Here is a 22,511-nt window from a genome sequence, read left to right on the forward strand (position 1 = left end):
CGCCCAACCCGAGAGTTCACATGTTCAGATCCATTGCCTTGACCACCGTGTTTTCCTGCCTTGTGGCGGTACAGGTCGCGGCCGAGGAAGACGCGGTTGTGGTCGAGCTGTTCACGTCTCAGGGGTGTTCATCCTGCCCGCCGGCGGATCGGATCATGCACGATTTGGCCAAGCGCGACGACGTCATAGGGCTGGCTTTGCATGTCGACTACTGGGACTATATCGGGTGGAAGGACGAATATGCGAACCCCGATCATACGCTTCGGCAGCGGGCTTATGCCCGCGAGGGGGGGCGTTCCATGATCTATACCCCGCAGATGGTGATCAACGGGCAGCACGACATCGTCGGGGCGCAATCCCGTGAACTTGATCGATTGATCGAAGCGCATCTGAAAGCAGCGCCCGAAGCGCTTGTGACGGCCGTGCGCTCAGCCGATGAAGTGACAGTGGATGTGACGCCCGTCGAGTTGCCGAAAGGCGATACCTATGACGTGCATGTGGTTCAGTATTCTCCCCTGCGTCACGCTTCGATCCGTCGTGGAGAGCTGGCCGGGCACGAGCTGGACTATGCCAATGTCGTTGAGGCCTGGCAGATTGCAGGGCAATGGGATGGAACTGCACCGCAATCATTCACGGTTCAGCTTGGTTTGGACCTGCCGGCAGTCGTTCTGGTTCAAAGGGCCGGGGAAGGGCCGATTCTTGCCGCCACCCGGGTCAAGTGATCAGGGCATTTCTTCCGGTTTGATGCCCAACCCGTTCCAATGTTTCCAGCGACGGTGAATCCAGAACCATTGCCCCATATGCTGCCGCACCATCTTTTCCAGATCGTCATTGGTGAACTGGGTCATGGTTTTAGGGTCCGTGTGCGGAACCGGTTCGTGCAGAACGATCTCAAAATCGATACCGTTGGGCTGACGCACCGCGTAACACGGAATCAGCTCGGCATTGTATTTGATGGCCAACTCGGCGTTCAGCACGGATGTCACGGCGGGTTTACCGAAGAACATCAATTCTTCACCGCCCATTGCGTGAAGATCTGAAACGATGGCAATAATCCCGCCCTTTTTCAACGAGCGTACCATCTCGACCATACCGCGCCGCCCCTGTTCGAACATCGGGGCGCCTGTCTTGTAGAAGGCTTCGACATAAGCGTCGTTGAAATACGGGTTGGCCATCCGCCGATACAGGCAGCCGATGGGCTGACCGCTGTATGTCTGCAAGGCGATACGCGCTGCAAGGTAGTGACCGAAATGCGCCGTAATCATCATGACCGGTCGCCCTTCGGCAATAGCCGCGTCAAATGCAGCGATACCTGGCCCAGAAATCTTGGCCTTGCTCTGTCGTTCGATAAAGTCTTCCGGTGAAAAATGCTCCATGATCGCACGACCGGCATTGTCCGGCACATCGCGGCAGATCTGCCTGACTTCGGCTTCAGGCAAGTCCGGGCAAGTCAGCTTCAGATTCCGACGAACACGTTTGCGAAACCCGACGACAGGTGCCAGAAACCGCACGATGGCCCCCATCGTTGCAATACGCCGCTCATAGGGAAGCATGCGCATAACGCGGATGACCCCCTGAAGAAACAGGTTGGCGACATAGTATTTCCCAAGCTCAAACCGGCTGAGCTCCGACTTTTCAACGGGCATGGAGGTGTCTCACCGCGTGTTGCGAATTGCTGAGGAAGACATACAGCCCGATGCCTGCAAGCTCAAGCGCCCAGACGGGCGGAAAACCTGAACCCGCAGCAGGTGGCGGGATCGCGCAATACCCGTGGGTTCGCGGGGTCAGGCTGCATCTTCCTCGTCATCGTTTTCGATTAGAACAATGGAACTGGCATCGACCAGAACGCGAATGGCGGCCACAACCTGTGTCATGGCATCTTCGGCTTCCGATTGTTTGACGCGCCCACGTTCGGCCATTTCCTCGCGCAGATTGTCGGCCATGCGGGACGATATGTTTGACAGAATGAATTCAACGGAAGCCTTGTCATCATCCGCGGCGGCACCTGCCAATGCGGTGACAAGAACCGGCTGTTCCACTTCACGCAGGATGGCGGGAACATCGCGGGCCGCGATACGGCTTGGGATATGGGCAAAGGTAAAGATCGACTGGCGTACCAGATCCGCAAATTCGGCGTCGTCCTCGTCCAATGCGTTCAGCAAGTCGCCGCGTGTTGCGGCCGCCGACTGGTTCAGGATCGCGCCCACGCGTGCGTCGGGACCATTGTCGAAAGCCTGAGCAGGCCGCTGGTCCAGTTGCGCGGCCAGCGACCAGCCAATACGTTCGACCGCTTCGGGGGTGACATTTGTTGTTTTCGAGATGGCATAGGTAATGCGCCGCGCAACCGGGCCCGGCATATGGGCCAGCATCTGCGCCGCCTGTGCGGTATCCATCTTTGAAAGCATGACGGCCGCCACCTCGGTGCTTTCCGCCTGGGCCATTTTGGCAAGATCCTCAACGGGCACGTCACGCAGGCGTTGCCATGGATCGCCGATCTGGCGCACCCCGGCAAGCTTGCGCAGGCGCGCGGCCGTCGATGGTGCGATCTTTCCGTTCATCGCATCCAATGCACCTGCAAGCCCATGTGGAAAAGCAAGCCCGACATTGTCCAGAGCGTCGCTGAATTCCCGGGCCACTGCGCCCAGGGTTATACGATCCACAAGGCCCATTTGCCCAAGTTGATGGGTCAATGTCTCTTGCAGGTTGTCAGGCAATTCCTCAAGTGGAATATCTGCGCCCTCGTTCAACAGAAGGCGCACGACAACGGCCGCTTTTTGCCGACCGGTCAATGTGCGCGGAACGACTTGCGGCGCGTGTTCATCCCCCGCGGCAAGTGGGGCAGACCCCCCATTTGCCATTTGTATCAAAGCGTTTGTGTCCTGCATCTGCCCGTAGTGCCAAATTTTCCGAACCACGGGCAGATTAACGGGAGTCGGGTTAAATAACCCTGAAGCTCAGTAGCTGTAGGTCAACCCCGTCCGGATGGCCTCGCGCAGAGACGTCTCGGCCCAGGTCCCTTCGCCGCCGCGGGCCTTGATCTCACGCCACTGCTCGATTGCCAGATCGGTTTTTCCTTCGGTTACAAAGCCTTGCGCCATATAGCTGCGCGCCAGAAGATTGTTGGGATTGGCATTGATGGCATTCTGGTAAAAGACGTTCGCCAGCTCTAGCTCGCCCATCTTGCGGTAGGTAAAGCCCCAATAAGTCAGCACACGGTCGTCGTCCTGATCCATGATCCGCAGGATATCCTGCGCGTGCCCGTATTGCCCGTCATAGGCCAGTTCGCGGACGGCGTCGTAAAGCTGATCTTCCGACAGGTTGGTTTTGTTGGGTTTGACGCACCGGCCTCTGGCTTCGTCATAGACCCGACCGAACAAACATTTCTTGGTCGTATTCGTCGGTTTCGGCGGGCTGCTGCTGTCGCCGCCTGCGGCGTGGACCACCGGGGCAAAGGCGAAGGCCTGCAAAGCGAGGGCTGAAGCTAACAAAAGGCGCATATTCTTACTCCGTTCTCGGGGCTGCTCACAAAATCATAGTGCGATCTACAAAAAAGCTAACAGTGGAACGGTTGCTTTTATTCACAAGTCGGACAGAAATTCGTCAGCTGTTGACCGATTTCGCGCAGCTTTGCGTTTCAGTGTCCCAGGTTGTGCCGGGTGCGCAGGATTGCGTCTGTTTGGAATGCCCGCTGCATGCAAGGCCGGAAGATGCCACGCAAACAAGTGCAAGCGAGCAAAGAACGGTACGGATCATGGTGCCTCTCCCCAAAAAAACATCCACAGAATAACCGATTTCGGGCGGTCTGGCAAAAAACAAGGCCCGGCCTGTGAAATGCAGACCGGGCCGTGGGAAGGCGGCGTCGAGACCTACGTTATTCGCCGAATACCCGGGCGAAGATCGTATCAACGTGTTTGGTGTGATAGCCGAGGTCGAATTTCTCTTCGATTTCTTCGGGGCTGAGCGCGGCAGTTACATCGGCGTCCGCCAGCAGTTCCTGTTTGAAATCGGTGCGGTGTTCCCAAACCTTCAGCGCGTTGCGCTGGACCATGGCATAGGCGTCCTCACGGCTGACCCCTGCCTGGGTCAGAGCCAGAAGAACACGCTGGCTCATGACAAGACCGGGAAATTTGTTCATGTTTTCCAGCATGTTTTCGGGGAAGATCAGCATCTTGTCGATCACACCGGTCAGACGGGCCAGCGCAAAATCCAGTGTAATCGTGGCATCTGGTCCGATCATGCGCTCGACCGAGGAATGCGAGATGTCGCGTTCATGCCAGAGCGCGACATTCTCCATTGCCGGGATCACTGCCGCGCGTACCATGCGGGCCAGCCCGGTCAGGTTCTCGGTCAGTACCGGGTTTTTCTTGTGCGGCATGGCAGACGAGCCTTTCTGGCCCATCGAGAAGAATTCTGCGCCCTCCAAAACCTCGGTCCGCTGCATGTGGCGGATTTCGATGGCGATGTTTTCGATGCTGCTGGCGATGACGCCAAGCGTCGCAAAGAAGGCCGCATGGCGATCACGCGGGATCACTTGGGTGCTGATCGGTTCGGGCACAAGGCCCAGTTTGTCACAGACATGTTCCTCGACGGCGGGATCGATATTGGCAAATGTTCCGACGGCGCCGCTGATGGCCCCAGTTGCGATTTCCGCACGGGCGTCACGCATACGGGACAGGTTGCGGTCCATCTCGGCATAGAACCGGGCAAAGGTCAGGCCCATTGTGGTGGGCTCTGCGTGGATACCGTGGCTGCGGCCGATGCGAACGGTGTCCTTGTGTTCAAACGCACGGCGCTTGAGCGCTGCCAAAAGCCCTTCGAGATCGGCGATCAGAAGGTCGGCCGCACGCGTCAGCTGGACGTTGAAGCAGGTGTCCAACACGTCCGAACTGGTCATGCCCTGGTGCACGAACCGGGCCTCTTCACTGCCGACATGTTCGGCGAGATGGGTCAGGAATGCGATGACGTCATGCTTGGTGACGGCTTCGATTTCGTCGATGCGGGCGACGTCGAATTCCACGTTCTTGGCTTTCCAAACGGCTTCTGCATTCTCGCGCGGGATCACGCCCAGATCGGCCATGGCATCGCAGGCATGCGCCTCGATTTCGTACCAGATGCGAAACTTCGTTTCGGGCGACCAGATGGCAACCATGTCAGGGCGGGAATAACGGGGAATCATTGGCGGCAGCACCTTTATGTGATTGGGATGAGGCGTTGGCGCGGGGTTTAGCCGCCTGTGCGCAAGGGAACAAGATGTGAGAGCAGGTATGAGACGGTTTGCCCTGATTTTCGCCCTTTGGCCGGGTGTTTTGACGGCCGGAGACTTCCAGAAACTGCCCGGAGAGGAAATCCTGTCAGCCTTGGCGGGCAAGAAGCTGGAATACGGCTCGGGTGTTTGGCAGGTTTTCGAAGCCAGCATGACCACGCAGTATTTTTCGGGCGGGCCCAGTGTCGGGCGCTGGGCGGTGAGAGGGGATCAATACTGCTCGACATGGCCACCTGCCGATTTGTGGGCCTGCTACGACGTCTGGCGAAAAGGGGACGCGATCCGTTTCGTTGATGATGCGGGCGGCCAGACCGTCGGGGTCTATGCGAAATAGAACTCATGTATTTGTATGAAAAACTGGGGCGTGATGCTTGCAAGAGCCAGACGACATGTGCGGGGAAGGGAAACACCTGAACGCGGTTTTCCTGGGTCTTTGCAACGCAGTGCTGGACAAGTCGCGCTTTCAGCGGTCAAGCTGAGGGCGAAGAAATCATCAGGTTATTGAGATATGCGTTTATTATCATCTCCAATTCTTGCCGCTTGCGCCGCTGTCTGGCTGGGTGGGGCAGGAACAGCACTGGCCGACACTCCGGTGACTTATACCGAGGATGGTCGCGCCCTGTTTCGGTTCGACGTGCCCGATTTCTGGGTGCTGCGCACTGGCGGCCCGCGTGAGATCGAAGACACCGGGTTGGATGATCCGCGTGCGGTGGCTCGGGTCATGGGGCTGCGCCCCGTAACGGACGACAACGTCTGGATGGGGTTTGTTTCACCTTCAGGGGTTGCAACCATTCAGGATGGGGTCCGCTACTTGCAGGACATCGACAAATTTCTGGTCAAAGACCCGACCCTTACCAGCACCAGCGACACCCGTATCGGCGGGTTGCCTGCCCGGGTGTTTCGGGGGACAGGGCGCCGGGATGGCAAGGGGGTGAACTTCACGGCCACTGTCATTGACTTGCCGCGCAACCGTGTCGCCATAGCTGTTGCCATCCTGCGGGACGGGGCAGACCCGGATTTCGCCGAAGATTTGAACGCCGTTTTCGCGTCGTTCCGGTCGCTTCTGTGAGGGGGGCAAGATGCGCATTGGACTGATCAAACGGATTTCCCTTGCATTCGGGCTGGGGGCCGCGACTTTGACGTTGTCGGCCTGTGACGGCGTAACGGTCGGCGTCGGATACGGGTATGACCCGTTCTATGACTCGATGCTGTGGAACGACTACTATCGCGATGTCGATGTGAATGTTGATATCGACCGCCCAGATCGACCTGATCGGCCCGTGCGTCCCGAGCGTCCGAATCCACCGGTTGCCAAACCGCCTGCGCGGCCGCGGCCCCCTGTGGCCCGGCCACCTGCCGCGCGGCCACCAATACATCGCCCGGCACCACGCCGCAGATAATTAAAAGGCCGCCTGTCCGGCGGCCTTTTCTCAGGTAAGAAGTTCGGTCGTGATATGCGCCGAGCCTTCAAGTGTCCGGTGAACCGGGCATTTGTCTGCGATTTCCAGCAGGCGCTGTTTTTGTTCCTGATCAAGCGGGCCGTTCAGGCGGATTTTGCGGCGGAACTGATCCACTTTACCCTCATTTGCCAAACCGGCATCCTGAGCATGAACTTTGTCATGGCAGACATCGACGCTGACACTGGTCAGCGGCCATTTTTTGCGGCGCGCGTACATCCTTATCGTCATGGACGTGCAGGCGCCGAGGCCGGATGAGACAAAGCCATAAGGCGACATGCCCTTATCCGTGCCGCCGTAAGAGGCAGGCTCATCTGCAACCGCATGATGGTGCGGGCCGGCCTGAATATCCTGCATGAAGCCATTCGGATCCGCCTCTGTCACGCGAACGACACCTTCCGGCGCACCCGGGGGCGGCGCGGGTGGGCAAAGTTTCAGATAGCGCGAGACCCAAGCCGAGATGACATCCGCGGCATATTCAGCATCAGACGCCCGTGTGATCAGGTGATCGGCTTCGTCGAGGGTGACGAAGCTTTTTGGGTGCTTTGCAGCCAGAAAGATGGTGCTTGCGTTGTCGATACTGACCGTTTCGTCCCGAGGAGCGTGCAGGATCAGCAAAGCGGCCTTGAGATCAGCGATCGAGGCAGACAGGGCCGATCCCGCAATGTCATCCACGAACGCTTTGCCAATTCGAAACGGGCGCCCGCCCAAGGTGACCTCGGCGCTGCCCTCCTGTTCGATCTGGGGCAGGGCATCCTCGAAATGATGGGACACGTGGCCGGGATCCGCCGGTGCGCCCAAGGTGACCACGGCCTTGACCGTCGGAATTCCGGCACGCGCCCGCAAAACCGCCGCACCGCCAAGCGAGTGACCGATCAGAAGGGCAGGGGCCATGTTTCGTCCGGCCAGATATTGCGCGGCCGAGATCAGGTCCTCGACATTCGACGTGAAAGTCGTGTTGGCGAATTCTCCTTCGGAATGACCCAGGCCGGTAAAGTCGAACCGAAGCACTGCAATTCCCATGGCCGCCAGGCGGGCCGAAATGCGCCGGGCCGCAGGTATGTCCTTGGAACAGGTGAAGCAATGGGCAAACAGGGCCGTCGCAAGGACCGGACCATCCGGCAAATCCAGCCGCGCGGCCAATTGGCTGCCGTCATGTCCGGCAAAAGTGATGCGTTCCGTGGGCATGTCGGCTCCTTGAACGGTTCGGGGAAACATCCCCAATACTGTGGTCAAGCCCGCCGGGTCACAACCCTTATGTCAAACGCGTCACGGGAAGGTGAGAACCAAGCGAGCGTCTTGCAATCCGAAAGATGCCACGGGCGGTGACAGGCGTGGCCGCTAATTGGGGGTGTTTGGCGCTCCATCAATGTGTGTGATGCAAAACCGAACAAACATTCGTTTCACTTATGTCGCAATCAGGCCCATCTACGGCCTACAGCAATTGATAAAGGAGACGCAGATGGCACATGCAGACGCTGCCGCACACCTTCCAAAGATACTTCCCGGTACAGTCATGGCGATTGTTCTGGCTGGCCTCGTGGGTTTTGCCGTCGGGCAATCCCGGCCCGCAGTTTTCAGCGGGCCGCAGGCTCAGGTAAGTCCAACTGTCGAAGACTGGCACGGCAACGTGCGCCGGTCTCATTGGTCAGAATGAGGCGCCGGCCTCACTCGAGCCCCATCAACCGGGCATCGAAGGGGTATTTCGTCAGGTTTTCATATCCGTCTTCGGTTATGAGAACCTGATCCTCCAGCTTGATGCTGAAATCGCCACCCACTTCGCCCACGCAGGCTTCGACACACAAGACCATTCCGGGTTCCAGCGGATAATCGTAGGCCCCTTCAACCGCCTTGTCCGGATAAGCAACCAGCGGCCATTCATCGCAAAGGCCGACGCCGTGCATCAGGCAGCCATATTTCTGCGCCTGGAAATTCTCGTCCAGCCGGTGGGAATTTGCGGTCAGTTCGGGGATCATCACGCCGGGCTTGAGCATCTCCATATTGGTCATGATGTGTTCATGGGCGTGTTGCATGGCATAGATCATGTCCTCGCGTGGCTTCTGATCGCCAATCCACCAACTGCGGGAAATATCGATGCAAATCCCGTAAGAACCGATCAGGTCGGTGTCGAACGAGATGATCTCGTTCTGCTGGGTGATGCGCGGGCCGCATTCCTGAAACCACGGGTTGGTCCGCTGGCCCGAAGCCAGCAGGCGGGTTTCGATCCACTCACCGCCACGCCTGATGTTTTCGGCGTGAAGAACAGCCCAGATATCATCTTCCGAGGTCTTGCCGTCGCCGACATTGGCACGGGCAAACCGTTCCATTTCGGCAACCGCAGTTTCGCAGGCATGGCTGGCGCAGCGCATGGCCAGGATTTCGTCAGGCCCTTTGATGGCGCGGGTCTTCTCGGTCAGTTCTTCGCCTTCCATGATGTCGAACCCCTGCGCCTCGAGCGCGCGCAACCCGTGCAGCATGATCTTGTCGACGGCCAGGCGCATGTTGCCGCCGCCGTGTTCTTCGATCAGCACGCGTACTTCGTTCGAGAACACATCTGCGGCAACGTCAACCTTGTCGCCCCGGTCGAAGTAAAACAGGTCAGCGCCCGAGCGCTGCTCGCGCACAAGCGGGTTGAAGGTGCTGAGAAAGGGAGAGTTCTTGTAATCCCAGATCACCATATAGCCATCCGCACACAGCAGAACCGCCCGAAACGGATTGTGGGTGTTCCACAGCTGCATATTCGTGCTGTCGGTGGCATAGCGGATATTCAGCGGGTCGAAAATCAGCAAACCGCCATAGCCGCGGTCCACGATGGCCTGTGTCAGCCGCTTCCAGCGGTGTTCCCGCATCCGTGCCAGATTGGGAAGTTCCAGCCCCGCAGCGGCCCACTCGTCAAACGCAAGCTGCGTCGGCCCAATCTCGATCCTGTCATTTTCGTTTGGCGTACCATCGCCCAATGTCGTGCCACGGCTGGGGTCAATCTTGCGCGTGTCTCGGTAGTGCTGGTTCATGGCTGGCCTCATTGCTTGTTCCAATTACAATTCATCCGCCACAACCAATCGTCTGAGAAAAATGCGACGGCGAGGTTGTCGTTTTCGACCGACAAGAAATGCTGCGCATGCTAAGCCACCGGCATGACTCGTATTCTGCAAAACAAGATCCCGTATGATGTCGAAAACCCACGCGCTTTGCCGGGTATTCAACCGGCAACCATGGAAAACTGGCTGCATCAGGATGAGGCTTTTGCCGACCAGATGCGGCGTCGCGAAGAAATTCTGGCTGAGCGGCGCGACGATGTTCTTGCGCTTGATCCTGGGGCCAAACCTGCCGCGGTGGAGCTGCTGGATCTGGTGCTGATGCAGACATATCCCACGGCCGGGGCAGAGGCCGCAAGGCCGGATGGCGTATCCGTCGCGATCGACCGCGACCGTCCGCTTGATACGCTGTGCAGGCTGGTGCAGGAGGACTTCTGCATCCTTCAGAAACGGGGAAATGAGCATGTTCTGACGGGTGCCATCCTGTGTTTTCCTGCCAGTTGGCGCTTGTCCGAGAAATTCATGCGGCCGCTGGTTGATATCCACGTGCCTGTGGAAAGCTATGACGCCAATGTCGCGAAACGGGTGCAGAGGCTGTTTGACGGTATTCAACCCGGTCGCCCGCTGTGGCGCTTCAACGCCCTGTGGTACGAAGACCCGGAGCTGTTCCAACCTCGCAGTGCCAGTGAGCCGCGTGAAATACGGGACCGGTGTCAGGCGTCTTATCTGCGAAGCGAGCGGCAGACGTTGTTGCGTTTGCCGAAAACCAACGCGGTCGTGTTTTCCATCCACACATACGTTCTGGCCGCAAACGCGATCCTAAAAACGGAAAACCCCGCCTGATGGCGGGGCCTCCTAGGAGGGTCTTCGATAATTCCTTTACATGCCCAAGGCACCCGCTACATCGGCGAAGGCGTTGCTGGCGTTCAGCGCGACAATGGCGAATGTGAGCACAAGCACCTGTGTGTTCAGGCGGAAATCCTCGCCCCGGATCAGGTTGACTGCGGCCATCGATACGGCAATTGGCGCTGAAATGCTGGCCAAAACTCCGGTCATGCACCAACTGCTGAGGCGCAGGATGTCGCTTGGCTTGTCAGCATCATCCGCGATGGAAGCGCCTGCGTCCATCTGGGCGGGCAGGTCTGCCTCGTCGCTTCGGAACGCGATGCTGAGCAATTGTTCGTCGGTCAGTTGAATTGGACGCGCGGCAGGAGCGTGAAGGGCAGTGATCGTGTCATCCTGTTCAGACTGCTGCATCCCGGCGAACTGTCCGGTCAGTGATTGAAAGATCTGCTTTCGATCCCGGCTTGTTCGGCTTGGTGTCAGGGTGTCAAAGGCGCTCATGAAGTGCTCGACTGTAAGAACCGTGTGCGGCGACAACCATTCAACCCGTCGGGTCGAACAGATATCGACCATGCGATACAGAGTGACCACCAGCATCAGTTCCGAAATCTCGGCGTCGTCCAAAAGTGGCGAGACTGGCGTAATTGTCAGCACCAACCTGTTTTGGGGATGCGACACGCGGGGCTTTGTTATGGTTTTCAACCCTGCGGCGCGATCCATGCGCTCGTATCGGTCCTGCTGCCCGGAGGCGCCTGTATCCAGAGTCATCCGCACAAGATACTGGCTCGAGACGATGCTAGCCTCGGTCGCGCTGAGCAGGGCCTTGCGCTCGACCAGATGACCGTAGTCTTCCAGCGTCGTGGCAACGATGGATCCAAAGCGCTCTATTGCGCCGGTTGCGTCGCCATCAAATTGCAGGCCGCCATGGTAGCTGTGCTTCCGAGCCACTGCCCCGTCCTTTTCTGCGTTCTGTTATTCAAAGACTAGCACCCCATCTTGGAGAGAATTTGGCGAAAAATGCAAAAAAGTGAAATTTCCCAGCGATTGGTTACGCTTTGGAAACCAAGCAACTAAAGGCTTTTGTTTGTCACTGTGGCGGAAATGTGGCGAAATCAGGTGCGGCGCGTGTTGACGGTGCGGCGGGGCTAATTGTCGATTCGGGCAGCCATTATTGCGATGGATTGCTGATAGACCGAGGCAGCATTCCACTGCTGCAAGACGCGAAAGTTTGGTTCTCCGGGTTGATAACCGCGCCCTGGTTTCCACCCCTTCTTGCGAAGAAAATTGGCGGTTGAGGCCAGTGCATCCGTCATGTTGTAGAAGTCCACGCGCCGGTCGCCCGTAGCATCGACACCATAGGTCAGGGCGTTGCCGGGCAGGAATTGCGTGTGGCCCAGTTCGCCATGTTTTGCCCCTTTTGTCGCCATTGTGATACTGCCTATGTCGACCAGTTTCAGTGCCCCAATTGCGTGGGGAATAAAGAACTCTGACCGGCGACAATCATAGGCCAGTGTTGTGATTGCGGAAACAACCTGACTGTCGCCCATGAAATTGCCAAAGCCGGTTTCCATGCCGTGAATGGCGATCAGAACGCCCGCAGGAACACCATATTGCCGCTCAAAGGCGGCATAATAGTTCGGGTTGGCGGCTTTGCGTTTGCGCCCCTGTGCGACGATTGTATCGGCCCCTCGAACACGCATGAATTTGTCCAGCGAGTATTTGAAGCTTTTTTGATTGCGGTCCGCGGCGATGGTGCGCGTGGCATATTGTGTCTGGGACAGCGCTTGCAGACCTTTCTTTTTCACTCCCGCCTTGCGTGCCTGTTTGGCAAAATCGGCCTTCCATGCCTCAAATCCAGCGCTGGTGTTGCCACAGGGTGCGGCCAGAACCGGAGACGTCAGGGAAAGGGCAAGAATGGTGGCAAGGCGAAACATGGGCGTAATCCGATGGAATTGAAATCTGCGGTTAGCCTAGCGTGAGCTGCGCCTTGGGCAAAGCGGTTAATAAAGGTCCAGCTCGCCCTTTTTCCTGAGCGTTTCGAACCATTCCTCAGGCGTGGCATTGATGCGGGCGTGTTTCACCATCATCGCATTCATATTTGGCAGATGGGTCGAATCCGGCCAGTCTTCGGGTTGCCACAGATGTGCGCGGATTACACATTTGGGACAGTGTGCAAATGCTGTCTCGACATGGATGAGCAGCGCCAGTTTGGGTGGGTGCCCGTCAATGGCCATGGTTTCAAGCAAACGGGGGTCAGCACAGATGCGGGCGGTGCCGCGAATGCGGAGCGTTTCCATCTTGCCCGGAACAAAGAACAGGACGCTGACGCGCGGATCCTTGAGAACATTGTGAAACGTATCCACGCGTTTGTTTCCCGGCCGATCCGGGATCGCGATCAGGGTATCGGACAGCACCTGAACAAAGCCGGGCGGGTCACCACGGGGTGAAACATCAAGATGCCCATCCGTGTTGGCCGAAGCGATCAGGCAAAATGGCGAGGTCGCTATGAAATCGCGACACATCTGATCGAGGGAGGACACCTCCTTGGCAGTGATCTGCGGCAGCGGATGGCCAGAGATCCTCCTCAGCTCCTGTTCGGATGTCACAAGGTTTGAGAATTTCGAGAAAGGTGAGGTATCGCAAGGCATGCTGTCGTCTCCGGCCGGGAGTGTTCTCACCAGTTTGTTGGATCAAAGGCGGCGCGTCAAACCGTGTGGGCAGACATGACGAGGGCGCCCGAAGGGGCGCCCTGCCAAATCGTTCCCGTACTCAGCTTAGCAGCTGTAGTACATGCCGTACTCCACCGGGTGCGGCGTGTGCTCGTAGGTTTCCACCTCTTCCATCTTAAGTGCGATGTAACCGTCGATCTGGTCTTTGGTGAACACATCGCCCTGAAGCAGGAAGTCGTGATCGGATGCCAGAGCTTCCAGAGCCTCACGCAGGCTGCCGCAGACGGTCGGGATGTCGGCCAGTTCCTCGGCGGGCAAGTCGTACAGGTTCTTGTCCATCGCCTCGCCGGGGTTGATCTTGTTCTTGATACCGTCCAGGCCAGCCATAAGCAGGGCGGCAAACGCCAGATAGGGGTTGGATGACGGATCGGGGAACCGCGCCTCGACACGTTTGGCTTTGGGGCTTTCAGTCCATGGGATACGCACACAACCCGAGCGGTTACGTGCCGAATAGGCTCGCAGAACGGGGGCTTCAAACCCGGGGATCAAGCGCTTGTAGCTGTTGGTCGACGGGTTGGTGAAGGCGTTCAGGGTCTTGGCGTGTTTCAGGATGCCGCCGATGAAGTACAGCGCCTCGTCCGACAGGTCGGCATATTTGTCGCCAGCGAACAGCGGCTTGCCATCTTTCCAGATCGACATGTTCACGTGCATCCCGGTGCCGTTGTCTCCTGCAACAGGCTTTGGCATGAAAGTGGCCGATTTGCCGTAGGCGTGCGCGACATTGTGGATGACGTACTTGTATTTTTGCAGCTCATCGGCCTGCTTGGTCAGGCTGTCAAAGACAAGACCCAGCTCGTGCTGGCACGAGGCCACTTCGTGGTGGTGCTTGTCGACCTTCATGCCCAGACGTTTCATGGTCGACAGCATTTCCGAACGCAGGTCCTGCGCTTCGTCAATAGGGTTGACCGGGAAGTAGCCGCCCTTGACGCCCGGACGGTGGCCCATGTTGCCCATCTCGTATTCGGTGTCGGTGTTCCACGACGCATCCGTTGCATCAACTTCGAAAGATACTTTATTGATGCTGTTGGAAAAACGAACGTCATCGAACAGGAAGAATTCAGCTTCGGGACCCATGTAGGCTACGTCACCGATACCGCTGGACTTCAGGTAGGCTTCGGCTTTCTGCGCGGTTCCGCGCGGGTCACGGCTATAGGCTTCACCGGTGTCGGGCTCAACGATCGAGCAGTGCAGACACAGTGTCTTCTCCGCATAGAACGGGTCGATGTAAGCCGAAGTCGTGTCGGCGATCAGTTTCATGTCCGAGTTTTCGATCGATTTCCAGCCTGCAATGGACGAGCCGTCAAACATGAAGCCTTCTTCCAGGAAGTCTTCGTCGACCAGATCGACGTCCACCGTGACGTGCTGTAGTTTGCCGCGCACGTCGGTGAAGCGGATGTCGACATATGCGACGTCTTCTTCGCGGATTGTATTGAGAACTGCGTCTGCGCTCATTCCCTTGGTCCTTCTGATAGATGTGTCAGTATTGTTGTGAATTAGAGCGCTTCCGAGCCGGTCTCGCCGGTTCGAATGCGAATGGCTTGGTCGACGGGCGAGACGAAAATCTTGCCGTCTCCGATCTTGTCGGTTTTGGCGGCCGATACGATGGCTTCGATCGCAGCGTCGACCTGGTCGTCGTCCAATACGACCTCGACCTTTACCTTGGGCAGAAAATCGACGACATATTCCGCGCCGCGATACAGTTCGGTATGGCCTTTCTGGCGACCGAAGCCCTTGACCTCGATGACGCTGAGGCCCTGGACGCCCACATCCTGCAATGCCTCTTTCACTTCGTCCAGTTTGAACGGCTTGATGATCGCTTCGATCTTTTTCATCCCGGCTCACCTTGAATGGTTGTCTCAGGGGCAGTGATCACGTCTAAGATCGGGCGGCAATGTGATTGCGATATCGTGCAGGTCGCGGTGCTTGGAAAAACGGCTAGGTGCTATTTTTTGAGCGACTTGCATAAAAAGTAATCAAAATTGAATCGGGCAAGGGGTGAAAGGATGGAATTGCTGACAGCGGCACAGATGCGGGCCATTGAGCAGGCCGCCATCAAGTCTGGTGACGTGACCGGTCTGGAGCTGATGGAGCGGGCCGGGCGGGGTGTTGTTGACGCGATTTTCGAAGAATGGCCCGTGTTGGACAGGCGAGGGGCCAGCCCCTCGCGCTCCCCGGGATATTTAGGGCCAGATGAAGAGGATCCGCTGCGCGCAGTGGTGCTGTGCGGACCGGGCAACAATGGGGGTGACGGGTTTGTCGTGGCGCGGCTTTTGCAGAAGCAGGGGTGGGTGGTTGAGGTGTTCCTTTATGGAGACCCGGAAAAGCTGCCTCCGGATGCGCGGGTGAATTATGAGAGATGGGGTGCAAAGAACGAGGTTCGCGTCTTCGCTGTCGACTCCGCCCCGTTGGCGGATGATTTTCTTGGGTTTCTAAAGAGCATTGATCTGGTTGTCGACGGGGTTTTTGGCACGGGTCTCACCCGGCCATTTGCTGGGGCGTTTTCCATGTTGGCCAATGCGCCGGTCAGAGACCTGCTGCGAGATCGAGGCGTAAAGGTCGTTTCAATTGACGCGCCAAGCGGCCTGTGCGCCGACAGTGGTCGCATTCTTGGTCAGGCGATTGTTGCGGACATGACGGTGACGTTTCACAGCAAAAAGCTTGGGCATGTTCTAGGTGATGGTCCGGTGACCTGCGGGACGGTCCGAACCAAATCGATCGGGCTTGAAACACTGGAAGACGGTCAGATCGTTCACACGACCGAGGCCGACGGGGTGAAGCTGTCGAAAGGTTCGGTTGGCCACAAATACTCACATGGTCATGCTTTGATCCTGTCCGGGGGGGGCGGCAAAACAGGGGCCGCGCGGTTGGCGGCGCGGGGGGCTTTGCGGGTTGGAGCGGGGCTGGTGACGCTGGGCGTGCCGCCGTCTGCGCAGATGGAGGTGGCCAGTCAGATCACGGCTCTCATGTTGCAGCGGGTTGATGGGGCTGATGGATTGTCTGACATACTTGAGGATACGCGCCTGAATGCGCTCTGTCTGGGGCCTGCGCTGGGATTCGAGCGGGCGCAGGCGCTGGTGCCGATGGCGTTGGCTGCGCGGCGGGCGACCGTGTTGGATGCGGATGCTTTGTCAGCTTTTGCAGAGGATCCCGGCGCCCTGATCGCGCGATTGCACGACAAATGCGTACTGACACCGCATGGCGGGGAATTTGCTCGGGTATTTCCGGACATCGCCGCGCAGATGAACGCGCAACCGGCCAAAGGCCCGGCGTTTTCCAAGGTAGACGCAACGCGTGCTGCCGCAAAACGGGCTGGGTGCGTGGTTCTGTTCAAGGGCCCGGACACGGTGATTGCTGCGCCGGATGGCCGGTGCGTGGTGAACTCGGCCGTTTACGAAAGAGCGGCCCCCTGGTTGGCGACGGCCGGGTCCGGCGATGTGCTGGCCGGATTCATCGCAGGGTTGTTGGCGCGAGGTTTGGCACCGATGCAGGCGGCGGAAACTGCGGCGTGGCTGCATGTGGAATGTGCGCGCCAGTTCGGGCCGGGTTTGATCGCGGAAGATTTGCCGGAACAGGTGCCGGAGGTTTTCAGAAAGTTGAATATTTGAGTTCGTTGGGCGTGGAACGGCTCAATTCCCGGCGAGTCGGCGGAAATCCGCCGTCAAGCTTCACGTCAATGCAGACCGAATGTTTGCCAGATGCATAGCTGGACGTCACAATTTATTTGCACACGGTGCCGCGGATTTTCGAATGGATTCGTAACTGTATGATATAAAATGCGAAATGACCTGTTTTTTGACATGCCATGTTGCGAATTTGCAATGTTTGCGAGGGAGCGAATGCGGGCCACTGGAACGCTCGCAGTTCGTAAACAAATGGACAGTATCTGAACCCCGAACCTTTCATGGTGAGTGAAATGACCCTTAACATCAAACCGATATCAGTAGCCGCTGTTCTGACTGCGACGACCGCCATCCCGGCTGTGGCGGAAATGAAATACGAAAACAATAGTGGCGGATATGTGCTGCTGTATGGACAGTTGCACCCCGCCTTGATCTCGGTGGATGACGGACAGGACACCGAGACCCGTGTTCTCGACAACGATCTGTCGAACAGCCGTGTTGGCCTGCGACTTGTGCAGCCATATGGAAGCAACGAATTCCAGTTTTGGTTTGAAACAGGCCTTGGCCTGCCGGGTTCGGCGTCTGCCGATCAATTCGGAACCAACGCAGATGGATGGAATCGCGAAGACATTCGACATGTGGATTTCTCGCTGAAAGGTGGCTACGGCAAGTTTTCGGCAGGTCAGGGCAGCATGGTCGCCGATGGTGCCGCAGAGGTTGATCTGTCATATGTCGGAACCGCGCTGTATTCGTTTACCAACGATGAAAACGCAGGGTTCTTCTATCGCGACACGACCGGAATGCTGAGCGGTATTACGGTTGGTGACAGTTCCAGCAACTTTGATGGCGCGCGGCGTGGTCGTGTGCGGTATGATACGCCAACGTTCAATGGGTTCTCCGCCGGATTCGCTTATGGTCAGAACATTTTGTCCAGCAGCGACGACGACGACTATTATGACGTCGGTCTGTTTTACGAAAACACTTTTGCCGGTGGTGTGGAGTTCGCTGCAGCCGTTGCCTATTCGGTAAGAGACCGGGATAACAATTCGGGGGATCGCAAAGATACGATCGGTTCCGCTTCCGTCCTGCTTCCCAGCGGGTTGGGCTTTACGATTGCGGGCGGTACGCGCGACGATGATCAGGCCGGTGCCACGGATCCGAACTATTGGTACGGTAAGATCTCGTACGAAGGCAACTGGGTGTCCTGGGGCAAGACCGGTGTCGGTATCGACTATTATGATGGCTCGGATTTCCAGAGCAACGGTTCTGACACCAAAGCTTGGGGTATCGCGGTCGTGCAAAAAGTCGAGCCGATCAACACGGATGTTTATCTGAAATACCGCAACCACGATTTCGATGACGGCTCGTCATTCGACAACAACGAAGCATGGGTTCTGGGCGCACGCTGGAAGTTCTGATTGTCTGGCTGGAACAAGTGCGAGCGCCCCGGTTTCCGGGGCGTTCTTTTTTGCGGTTTAGGCGATCAAATACCACTGGATTCAGCCTTTGCCTCTTGCACGCGGGCGGCAGGGCAAATAGAAGGCTTCAAATTTGCCCGGCGCGCCCTATTTGCGCGCCCCGAATCCTATGGGGACTACCATAATGCAGGTTACCGAGACGCTGAACGAAGGTCTGAAACGTGGCTACAACATCGTTGTGTCAGCAGCCGAGCTGGACGAAAAGGTCAATGAAAAGCTGACCGAAGCGCAGCCGGAAATCGAAATGAAAGGTTTCCGTAAAGGCAAGGTGCCCATGGCGCTGCTGAAAAAGCAGTTCGGCCAGCGCCTGTTGGGCGAGGCGATGCAGGAAACCATCGACGGCGCCATGAACAAGCATTTCGAAGACAGCGGTGACCGCCCCGCGCTTCAGCCCGAGGTCAAGATGACCAATGAGGACTGGAAAGAAGGCGATGACGTAGAAGTCGCCATGTCTTACGAGGCGCTGCCAGCGATCCCAGAAGTTGATCTGAAATCGGTCGAGTTGGAAAAACTGATCGTCAAGGCTGATGAAGCAGCCGTTGAAGAAGCGCTGAACAATCTTGCGGAAACCGCTCAGGACTTCAAAGCGCGCCGCAAGGGGTCAAAAGCCAAGGACGGCGACCAGATCGTGTTCGATTTCGTCGGTAAGGTTGACGGCGAAGAATTTGAAGGTGGTTCGGCAGAGGATTACCCGCTGGTACTTGGCTCGAACAGCTTCATCCCTGGCTTCGAAGAGCAACTGGTTGGCGTGAAAGCCGAAGAAGTAAAGGACGTCAACGTTACGTTCCCTGAAGAGTACGGCGCCGAGCATCTGGCGGGCAAAGACGCAGTTTTCACCTGCACCATCAAGGAAGTCAAAGAACCGGTTGCTGCGGAAGTGAACGACGAACTGGCTAAGAAATTCGGCGCCGAAGATCTTGAAGCCCTGAAAAGCCAGATCGCAGAGCGCCTGGAAGCTGAATATGCAGGTGCATCGCGCGCCGTGATCAAGCGCGCTTTGCTGGATGCACTGGACGAGAAGGTGTCGTTCGATCTGCCGCCGTCGCTGGTTGAAGCCGAAGCCAAGCAGATTGCGCATCAACTGTGGCACGAAGAAAACCCAGATGTCGAAGGCCACGACCATGACCCGATCGAGCCCACGGACGAGCACACCAAGCTGGCCGAGCGTCGCGTGCGTCTGGGCCTGTTGCTGGCTGAACTGGGCCAGAAGGCCGAGGTTGAAGTTACAGACGCTGAGATGACACAGGCGATCATGAACCAGGCCCGTCAGTACCCGGGTCAGGAACGTCAGTTCTTCGAGTTCGTTCAACAGAACGCGCAGATGCAACAGCAGCTGCGTGCGCCGATCTTTGAAGACAAGGTTGTGGACTACGTGTTGGAGCTGGCTCAGGTCACTGACAAAGAAGTCAGCAAGGACGACCTGCAGAAAGCCGTTGAGGCACTGGAAGAGGAGTAATCCTCTTCCTTCCCTTCGTCAGAAGAAGGGACAAAAAACGGAGCCGCCTGCAATCAGACGGCTCCGCATGGGTGGCTTTTGTATCTATGAGGTGAGGGGGTCAGGCCTCATGAGCAAAAGCACGGGGGGTTTCCAAAAGAGCGGTTCTTTGCTCTGGCGTGAACGTATCCGTGAGCGCTTCGATCAGCTTGAGGACATCCTGCCGTTCAGCTTCTGTTTTTGCGGCGCTCATCTGTTCCACAAAATATTTCTCGAGATCGGTGAGTGGTTTGTGATCCTGGTTCGCGGGGTTCTGTGCTGCGGCTTTCTTAGCGGCGAACAGAGCCAACGCTTCTTCTTCGTCCATAAATACGTCGTTGTGAATGCCCGCAAATTCACGCAGGCCGGCGATACGTTCTTCGGTGCAGTCCAGCAGAGCGGCCAATGCGTGAACCTTGCCCATTGGAACTGTCTTACCGACATAGTCGTAAGGCGCGCAATTCGAACGCTTCAACACCCGATCCATGACCGGATCAATCACGGTGATGATGTCCTGAATACCTGCATTTTTCGCATATTCCAAAGATCCGATCATCAACTCGCAAGTCGCGTAGGAGACCGAGTTCTTTTCTTTGCCACGCGTGAGCCGTTGCGTGTCGACGCAGAACCGGGTCGATTCCCACATGGTCGCACTGCGAAGTGGTGCTTCGCCGCAAAGGATCGCCGAGAAGACATCCGACAACATGTGTGGTCCGGTGGTCTGGAGGGCACGCACGGCTGCGACGACATTCCCCTCATCGTCGAGTCCGATTACATATGCCGGGTCCAGGTGATCGAACTCGTCGATCTCTTTGCCATCTTCAATGTTGACGTCCCATCCCAGGCGTTCGCCAAAAACTCGTGCTCTCAACTCGAACATTTCATCAAGAACTTCGCTGAACATATGTCTGTTCAGGCCATCTACCACGATGATCATTTCTTCCCCCTTCGAGTGGTTATTCGGTAACTTAGACGTTACCGGACACAGGGGATTTTTCTATTGGGGGTTTCCCGTATTTTGGCGAAATTTTGCGTTTTTTTTGTTTAACTTGGGGTAATAAGCCCAATTGCAATCGCCCGGCCAACGGCCTGAGGAGTGGTCAGCGCACTAAGCTTTTCTCGACTGGAACGCAAGTGCACTTCTACGGTTCGGTGTGAAATGGACAAAATATCGCCGATGTCCTGTTGCGATTTCCCTGCCGCAACCCACTGCAAGATCTCTGTCTCACGTCTGGAAAGTGTTGGATGATACAGCGCGCTGGTCAATTCGTCTGAGGAAACCACGTTGTCATGGATGTGCACTGCCATCGATTGCAAGTCACTAATGACATGCGTGTATAGCTTGCGCCATTCCTCTTTGCTGCAATTGCGCGTTGCGCTCAGCAGGCCGATATCTCCGTAGGGACCGCGCACGGGAATTGTAACGCCTTGGTTTGGCAATCCAAAATCATGGGCATCCCGGAATACACGTTGGAAGTCGGGGCTGCGCTCAAGTCGGCTCCAATCCACTGGCGCGATGCTGCGGCGGGCCATATGGATGGTCGGATCAATCATGATCAGACCCTGGTTTTGGTAGTGCTCATTCCAGGCGTCGTCATAGGTAACAAAGCCGGCAACCGTGCCGGCAGCAGGGTTCATGCCAGCATAAGCGGCATGATCCATATCATGCTTCTCACAGATTTGCCTTAGAAATTCGGTGTATCGAACTTCTGAATCCGGCAGAGTGCTCAGATCGACAATTTCCATGTGGTGCCTACCAGCTGCGGCCCATCTTACAGCCCGATGGTGTCGTCGAGCATGCATATAACACAGAGTGGAACCCGTTTACCTCACCGAGCCAGAACACCATACTTTCCTAAACATGACAAGGCGAGGTACTAATTGTCTGCGCAATTCCAAATAATGAGACATTCAATAGAACATTTTTGTCACTATTCGGCAAAAAGTGCTAATTTCACGCGGCTTTCTGACGCTAATCACCGTCAGTTGGCGGGTTTCAGCCCAGTTTCCACCAACAATCCGCGCGCTTTGGCCTCGGGGTAAAAGCCCTTGGCATAAAGAAATATGGCCCGATCCTGGTTGCCGTCAGCCAGAAGCCAGGCGCCACGAAGGTATTTCCCGGCGAACTCAAGGTTGGTGTCCGCGTCCAATAGACCTTTGGCGTTTCCGGTGTATCCCATGGATCGTGCGGTGGCCGGAAGGATTTGCAACAACCCATAATAGGGCCGGTTGACCGCCCAAGGGCGATGCGTGCTTTCACGAATAGCAAGCTTGTGAACAAGCTCTCGCGGAAGCTCGTAGTGGTCCGCCCATTTGTTGATCGACGCGCGAAGTTCTGGCGTTTCGTTTGGATAGAGCGGAGGATTGAATTGTTGTGTCTCTGCCTTGGAGACTTCTCCTGCACCGCAGGCAACCAACGGGGCTGTCAGCAAGAGTGCCATGAGATTGCGACGGGTGAACAGGGGCATACGTTTCTCCGGGGTTTCGAGTTGCAATGATATGGCCTGAGTATTTGGCTGCAAGATTATGGATGGAGTTGGGCTAAAATTTGCTGGTTTGGCTCGGAGACAAGAAAAAAGGCCGCGCTTGAAGCACGGCCTTTGTTGTGTTCG

The 22,511-nt window shown here is 57.0% G+C and carries 23 protein-coding genes; 9 read left to right on the forward strand and 14 right to left on the reverse strand.

What is annotated here, in order from left to right:
• Positions 1 to 20 precede the first annotated feature (20 nt).
• Positions 21 to 722, forward strand: a complete 702-nt coding sequence (locus ACR0A2_RS01085) for a DUF1223 domain-containing protein (protein ID WP_480833803.1) — start codon at positions 21 to 23, stop codon at positions 720 to 722.
• Here ACR0A2_RS01085 and ACR0A2_RS01090 read toward each other — a convergent pair whose 3' ends face one another.
• The 4 genes from ACR0A2_RS01090 to purB form a co-directional block, all read right to left on the reverse strand.
• Positions 723 to 1,646 carry a lysophospholipid acyltransferase family protein gene (locus tag ACR0A2_RS01090; protein ID WP_480833804.1) on the reverse strand — a complete coding sequence of 308 codons (924 nt, stop codon included), beginning with the start codon at positions 1,644 to 1,646 and terminating at the stop codon, positions 723 to 725.
• A gap of 138 nt (positions 1,647 to 1,784) precedes the next feature.
• Positions 1,785 to 2,858, reverse strand: coding sequence for a flagellar motor switch protein FliG (locus ACR0A2_RS01095; protein WP_480834447.1), 1,074 nt, complete (start codon positions 2,856 to 2,858; stop codon positions 1,785 to 1,787).
• A gap of 96 nt (positions 2,859 to 2,954) precedes the next feature.
• Complete coding sequence (locus ACR0A2_RS01100; RefSeq protein WP_480833805.1) at positions 2,955 to 3,497, reverse strand: tetratricopeptide repeat protein; 543 nt, start codon at positions 3,495 to 3,497, stop codon at positions 2,955 to 2,957.
• A 374-nt stretch (positions 3,498 to 3,871) separates the two neighbouring features.
• A complete protein-coding gene (gene purB / locus ACR0A2_RS01105) occupies positions 3,872 to 5,176 on the reverse strand; it encodes an adenylosuccinate lyase (protein WP_480833806.1) in 1,305 nt (434 codons plus the stop codon).
• 88 nt (positions 5,177 to 5,264) lie between these two features.
• Between purB and ACR0A2_RS01110 the strand changes: the two genes are divergently transcribed.
• From ACR0A2_RS01110 to ACR0A2_RS01120, 3 genes are all read left to right on the forward strand, one after another.
• The gene (locus tag ACR0A2_RS01110; protein ID WP_171639267.1) at positions 5,265 to 5,597 is read left to right on the forward strand and encodes a hypothetical protein; all 333 of its coding nucleotides are present in this window, start codon (positions 5,265 to 5,267) and stop codon (positions 5,595 to 5,597) included.
• Positions 5,598 to 5,771: 174 nt separating this feature from the next.
• Positions 5,772 to 6,332, forward strand: coding sequence for a hypothetical protein (locus ACR0A2_RS01115; RefSeq protein WP_224853013.1), 561 nt, complete (start codon positions 5,772 to 5,774; stop codon positions 6,330 to 6,332).
• 10 nt (positions 6,333 to 6,342) lie between these two features.
• Positions 6,343 to 6,663 (forward strand): hypothetical protein, encoded by a 321-nt coding sequence (locus tag ACR0A2_RS01120; RefSeq protein WP_480833808.1) that lies wholly within the window; start codon positions 6,343 to 6,345, stop codon positions 6,661 to 6,663.
• A 30-nt stretch (positions 6,664 to 6,693) separates the two neighbouring features.
• On the opposite strand, the gene ACR0A2_RS01125 is transcribed toward ACR0A2_RS01120, so the two are convergent.
• Entirely contained in the window at positions 6,694 to 7,908 is a 1,215-nt protein-coding gene (locus ACR0A2_RS01125; protein WP_480833809.1) for a bifunctional alpha/beta hydrolase/OsmC family protein, read from the reverse strand.
• 274 nt (positions 7,909 to 8,182) lie between these two features.
• On the opposite strand from ACR0A2_RS01125, the gene ACR0A2_RS01130 reads away from it, so the two are divergent.
• Positions 8,183 to 8,377 carry a hypothetical protein gene (locus ACR0A2_RS01130; RefSeq protein WP_152458349.1) on the forward strand — a complete coding sequence of 65 codons (195 nt, stop codon included), beginning with the start codon at positions 8,183 to 8,185 and terminating at the stop codon, positions 8,375 to 8,377.
• A gap of 10 nt (positions 8,378 to 8,387) precedes the next feature.
• Here the strand turns inward: ACR0A2_RS01130 and dddP are convergent, their stop codons facing one another.
• Positions 8,388 to 9,731, reverse strand: a complete 1,344-nt coding sequence (gene dddP / locus ACR0A2_RS01135; protein ID WP_257598956.1) for a dimethylsulfonioproprionate lyase DddP — start codon at positions 9,729 to 9,731, stop codon at positions 8,388 to 8,390.
• Positions 9,732 to 9,854: 123 nt separating this feature from the next.
• On the opposite strand from dddP, the gene ACR0A2_RS01140 reads away from it, so the two are divergent.
• Positions 9,855 to 10,598, forward strand: a complete 744-nt coding sequence (locus tag ACR0A2_RS01140) for a heme-dependent oxidative N-demethylase family protein (protein WP_480833811.1) — start codon at positions 9,855 to 9,857, stop codon at positions 10,596 to 10,598.
• Positions 10,599 to 10,634: 36 nt separating this feature from the next.
• On the opposite strand, the gene ACR0A2_RS01145 is transcribed toward ACR0A2_RS01140, so the two are convergent.
• The 5 genes from ACR0A2_RS01145 to ACR0A2_RS01165 all read right to left on the reverse strand — a co-directional run bounded on the left by ACR0A2_RS01145 (position 10,635) and on the right by ACR0A2_RS01165 (position 15,159).
• Entirely contained in the window at positions 10,635 to 11,546 is a 912-nt protein-coding gene (locus ACR0A2_RS01145) for a hypothetical protein (protein WP_480833812.1), read from the reverse strand.
• A gap of 197 nt (positions 11,547 to 11,743) precedes the next feature.
• The gene (locus ACR0A2_RS01150) at positions 11,744 to 12,532 is read right to left on the reverse strand and encodes a lytic murein transglycosylase (protein ID WP_480445478.1); all 789 of its coding nucleotides are present in this window, start codon (positions 12,530 to 12,532) and stop codon (positions 11,744 to 11,746) included.
• Positions 12,533 to 12,598: 66 nt separating this feature from the next.
• Complete coding sequence (locus ACR0A2_RS01155) at positions 12,599 to 13,246, reverse strand: MSMEG_1061 family FMN-dependent PPOX-type flavoprotein (protein ID WP_480445477.1); 648 nt, start codon at positions 13,244 to 13,246, stop codon at positions 12,599 to 12,601.
• Positions 13,247 to 13,372: 126 nt separating this feature from the next.
• The gene (gene glnA, locus ACR0A2_RS01160) at positions 13,373 to 14,779 is read right to left on the reverse strand and encodes a type I glutamate--ammonia ligase (protein WP_480833813.1); all 1,407 of its coding nucleotides are present in this window, start codon (positions 14,777 to 14,779) and stop codon (positions 13,373 to 13,375) included.
• A gap of 41 nt (positions 14,780 to 14,820) precedes the next feature.
• Positions 14,821 to 15,159 (reverse strand): P-II family nitrogen regulator, encoded by a 339-nt coding sequence (locus ACR0A2_RS01165; RefSeq protein WP_152458342.1) that lies wholly within the window; start codon positions 15,157 to 15,159, stop codon positions 14,821 to 14,823.
• A gap of 171 nt (positions 15,160 to 15,330) precedes the next feature.
• On the opposite strand from ACR0A2_RS01165, the gene ACR0A2_RS01170 reads away from it, so the two are divergent.
• The 3 genes from ACR0A2_RS01170 (at position 15,331) to tig (ending at position 19,881) form a co-directional block, all read left to right on the forward strand.
• Positions 15,331 to 16,932 (forward strand): NAD(P)H-hydrate dehydratase, encoded by a 1,602-nt coding sequence (locus ACR0A2_RS01170; RefSeq protein WP_480833814.1) that lies wholly within the window; start codon positions 15,331 to 15,333, stop codon positions 16,930 to 16,932.
• Positions 16,933 to 17,240: 308 nt separating this feature from the next.
• Entirely contained in the window at positions 17,241 to 18,365 is a 1,125-nt protein-coding gene (locus ACR0A2_RS01175) for a porin (RefSeq protein WP_480618172.1), read from the forward strand.
• 184 nt (positions 18,366 to 18,549) lie between these two features.
• On the forward strand, positions 18,550 to 19,881 hold the full coding sequence (tig, locus tag ACR0A2_RS01180; protein WP_480834448.1) for a trigger factor: 1,332 nt from the start codon (positions 18,550 to 18,552) through the stop codon (positions 19,879 to 19,881).
• Positions 19,882 to 19,981: 100 nt separating this feature from the next.
• Here tig and ACR0A2_RS01185 read toward each other — a convergent pair whose 3' ends face one another.
• The 3 genes from ACR0A2_RS01185 to ACR0A2_RS01195 form a co-directional block, all read right to left on the reverse strand.
• Positions 19,982 to 20,836: an acyl-homoserine-lactone synthase gene (locus ACR0A2_RS01185; protein ID WP_152458338.1), complete on the reverse strand. Its 855-nt coding sequence runs from the start codon at positions 20,834 to 20,836 to the stop codon at positions 19,982 to 19,984.
• Between the two features lie 107 nt (positions 20,837 to 20,943).
• The gene (locus ACR0A2_RS01190) at positions 20,944 to 21,645 is read right to left on the reverse strand and encodes an autoinducer binding domain-containing protein (RefSeq protein ID WP_152458337.1); all 702 of its coding nucleotides are present in this window, start codon (positions 21,643 to 21,645) and stop codon (positions 20,944 to 20,946) included.
• Positions 21,646 to 21,881: 236 nt separating this feature from the next.
• Positions 21,882 to 22,367 carry a transglycosylase SLT domain-containing protein gene (locus ACR0A2_RS01195; protein WP_480445470.1) on the reverse strand — a complete coding sequence of 162 codons (486 nt, stop codon included), beginning with the start codon at positions 22,365 to 22,367 and terminating at the stop codon, positions 21,882 to 21,884.
• Between the last annotated feature and the right edge of the window lie 144 nt (positions 22,368 to 22,511).

Source organism: Ruegeria sp. H8, assembly GCF_056532905.1.

Coding starts and splice junctions, on each gene's coding strand:
- ACR0A2_RS01155 (WP_480445477.1), bottom strand. CDS start 13,246: ATGCCTTGCGATACCTCACCTTTCTCGAAATTCTCAAACCTTGTGACA.
- ACR0A2_RS01130 (WP_152458349.1), top strand. CDS start 8,183: ATGGCACATGCAGACGCTGCCGCACACCTTCCAAAGATACTTCCCGGT.
- ACR0A2_RS01190 (WP_152458337.1), bottom strand. CDS start 21,645: ATGGAAATTGTCGATCTGAGCACTCTGCCGGATTCAGAAGTTCGATAC.
- ACR0A2_RS01085 (WP_480833803.1), top strand. CDS start 21: ATGTTCAGATCCATTGCCTTGACCACCGTGTTTTCCTGCCTTGTGGCG.
- ACR0A2_RS01110 (WP_171639267.1), top strand. CDS start 5,265: ATGAGACGGTTTGCCCTGATTTTCGCCCTTTGGCCGGGTGTTTTGACG.
- ACR0A2_RS01100 (WP_480833805.1), bottom strand. CDS start 3,497: ATGCGCCTTTTGTTAGCTTCAGCCCTCGCTTTGCAGGCCTTCGCCTTT.
- ACR0A2_RS01120 (WP_480833808.1), top strand. CDS start 6,343: ATGCGCATTGGACTGATCAAACGGATTTCCCTTGCATTCGGGCTGGGG.
- ACR0A2_RS01165 (WP_152458342.1), bottom strand. CDS start 15,159: ATGAAAAAGATCGAAGCGATCATCAAGCCGTTCAAACTGGACGAAGTG.
- ACR0A2_RS01095 (WP_480834447.1), bottom strand. CDS start 2,858: ATGGCAAATGGGGGGTCTGCCCCACTTGCCGCGGGGGATGAACACGCG.
- ACR0A2_RS01125 (WP_480833809.1), bottom strand. CDS start 7,908: ATGCCCACGGAACGCATCACTTTTGCCGGACATGACGGCAGCCAATTG.
- ACR0A2_RS01115 (WP_224853013.1), top strand. CDS start 5,772: ATGCGTTTATTATCATCTCCAATTCTTGCCGCTTGCGCCGCTGTCTGG.
- ACR0A2_RS01170 (WP_480833814.1), top strand. CDS start 15,331: ATGGAATTGCTGACAGCGGCACAGATGCGGGCCATTGAGCAGGCCGCC.
- ACR0A2_RS01140 (WP_480833811.1), top strand. CDS start 9,855: ATGACTCGTATTCTGCAAAACAAGATCCCGTATGATGTCGAAAACCCA.
- glnA (WP_480833813.1), bottom strand. CDS start 14,779: ATGAGCGCAGACGCAGTTCTCAATACAATCCGCGAAGAAGACGTCGCA.
- ACR0A2_RS01175 (WP_480618172.1), top strand. CDS start 17,241: ATGACCCTTAACATCAAACCGATATCAGTAGCCGCTGTTCTGACTGCG.
- purB (WP_480833806.1), bottom strand. CDS start 5,176: ATGATTCCCCGTTATTCCCGCCCTGACATGGTTGCCATCTGGTCGCCC.
- dddP (WP_257598956.1), bottom strand. CDS start 9,731: ATGAACCAGCACTACCGAGACACGCGCAAGATTGACCCCAGCCGTGGC.
- ACR0A2_RS01150 (WP_480445478.1), bottom strand. CDS start 12,532: ATGTTTCGCCTTGCCACCATTCTTGCCCTTTCCCTGACGTCTCCGGTT.
- ACR0A2_RS01090 (WP_480833804.1), bottom strand. CDS start 1,646: ATGCCCGTTGAAAAGTCGGAGCTCAGCCGGTTTGAGCTTGGGAAATAC.
- ACR0A2_RS01185 (WP_152458338.1), bottom strand. CDS start 20,836: ATGATCATCGTGGTAGATGGCCTGAACAGACATATGTTCAGCGAAGTT.
- tig (WP_480834448.1), top strand. CDS start 18,550: ATGCAGGTTACCGAGACGCTGAACGAAGGTCTGAAACGTGGCTACAAC.
- ACR0A2_RS01195 (WP_480445470.1), bottom strand. CDS start 22,367: ATGCCCCTGTTCACCCGTCGCAATCTCATGGCACTCTTGCTGACAGCC.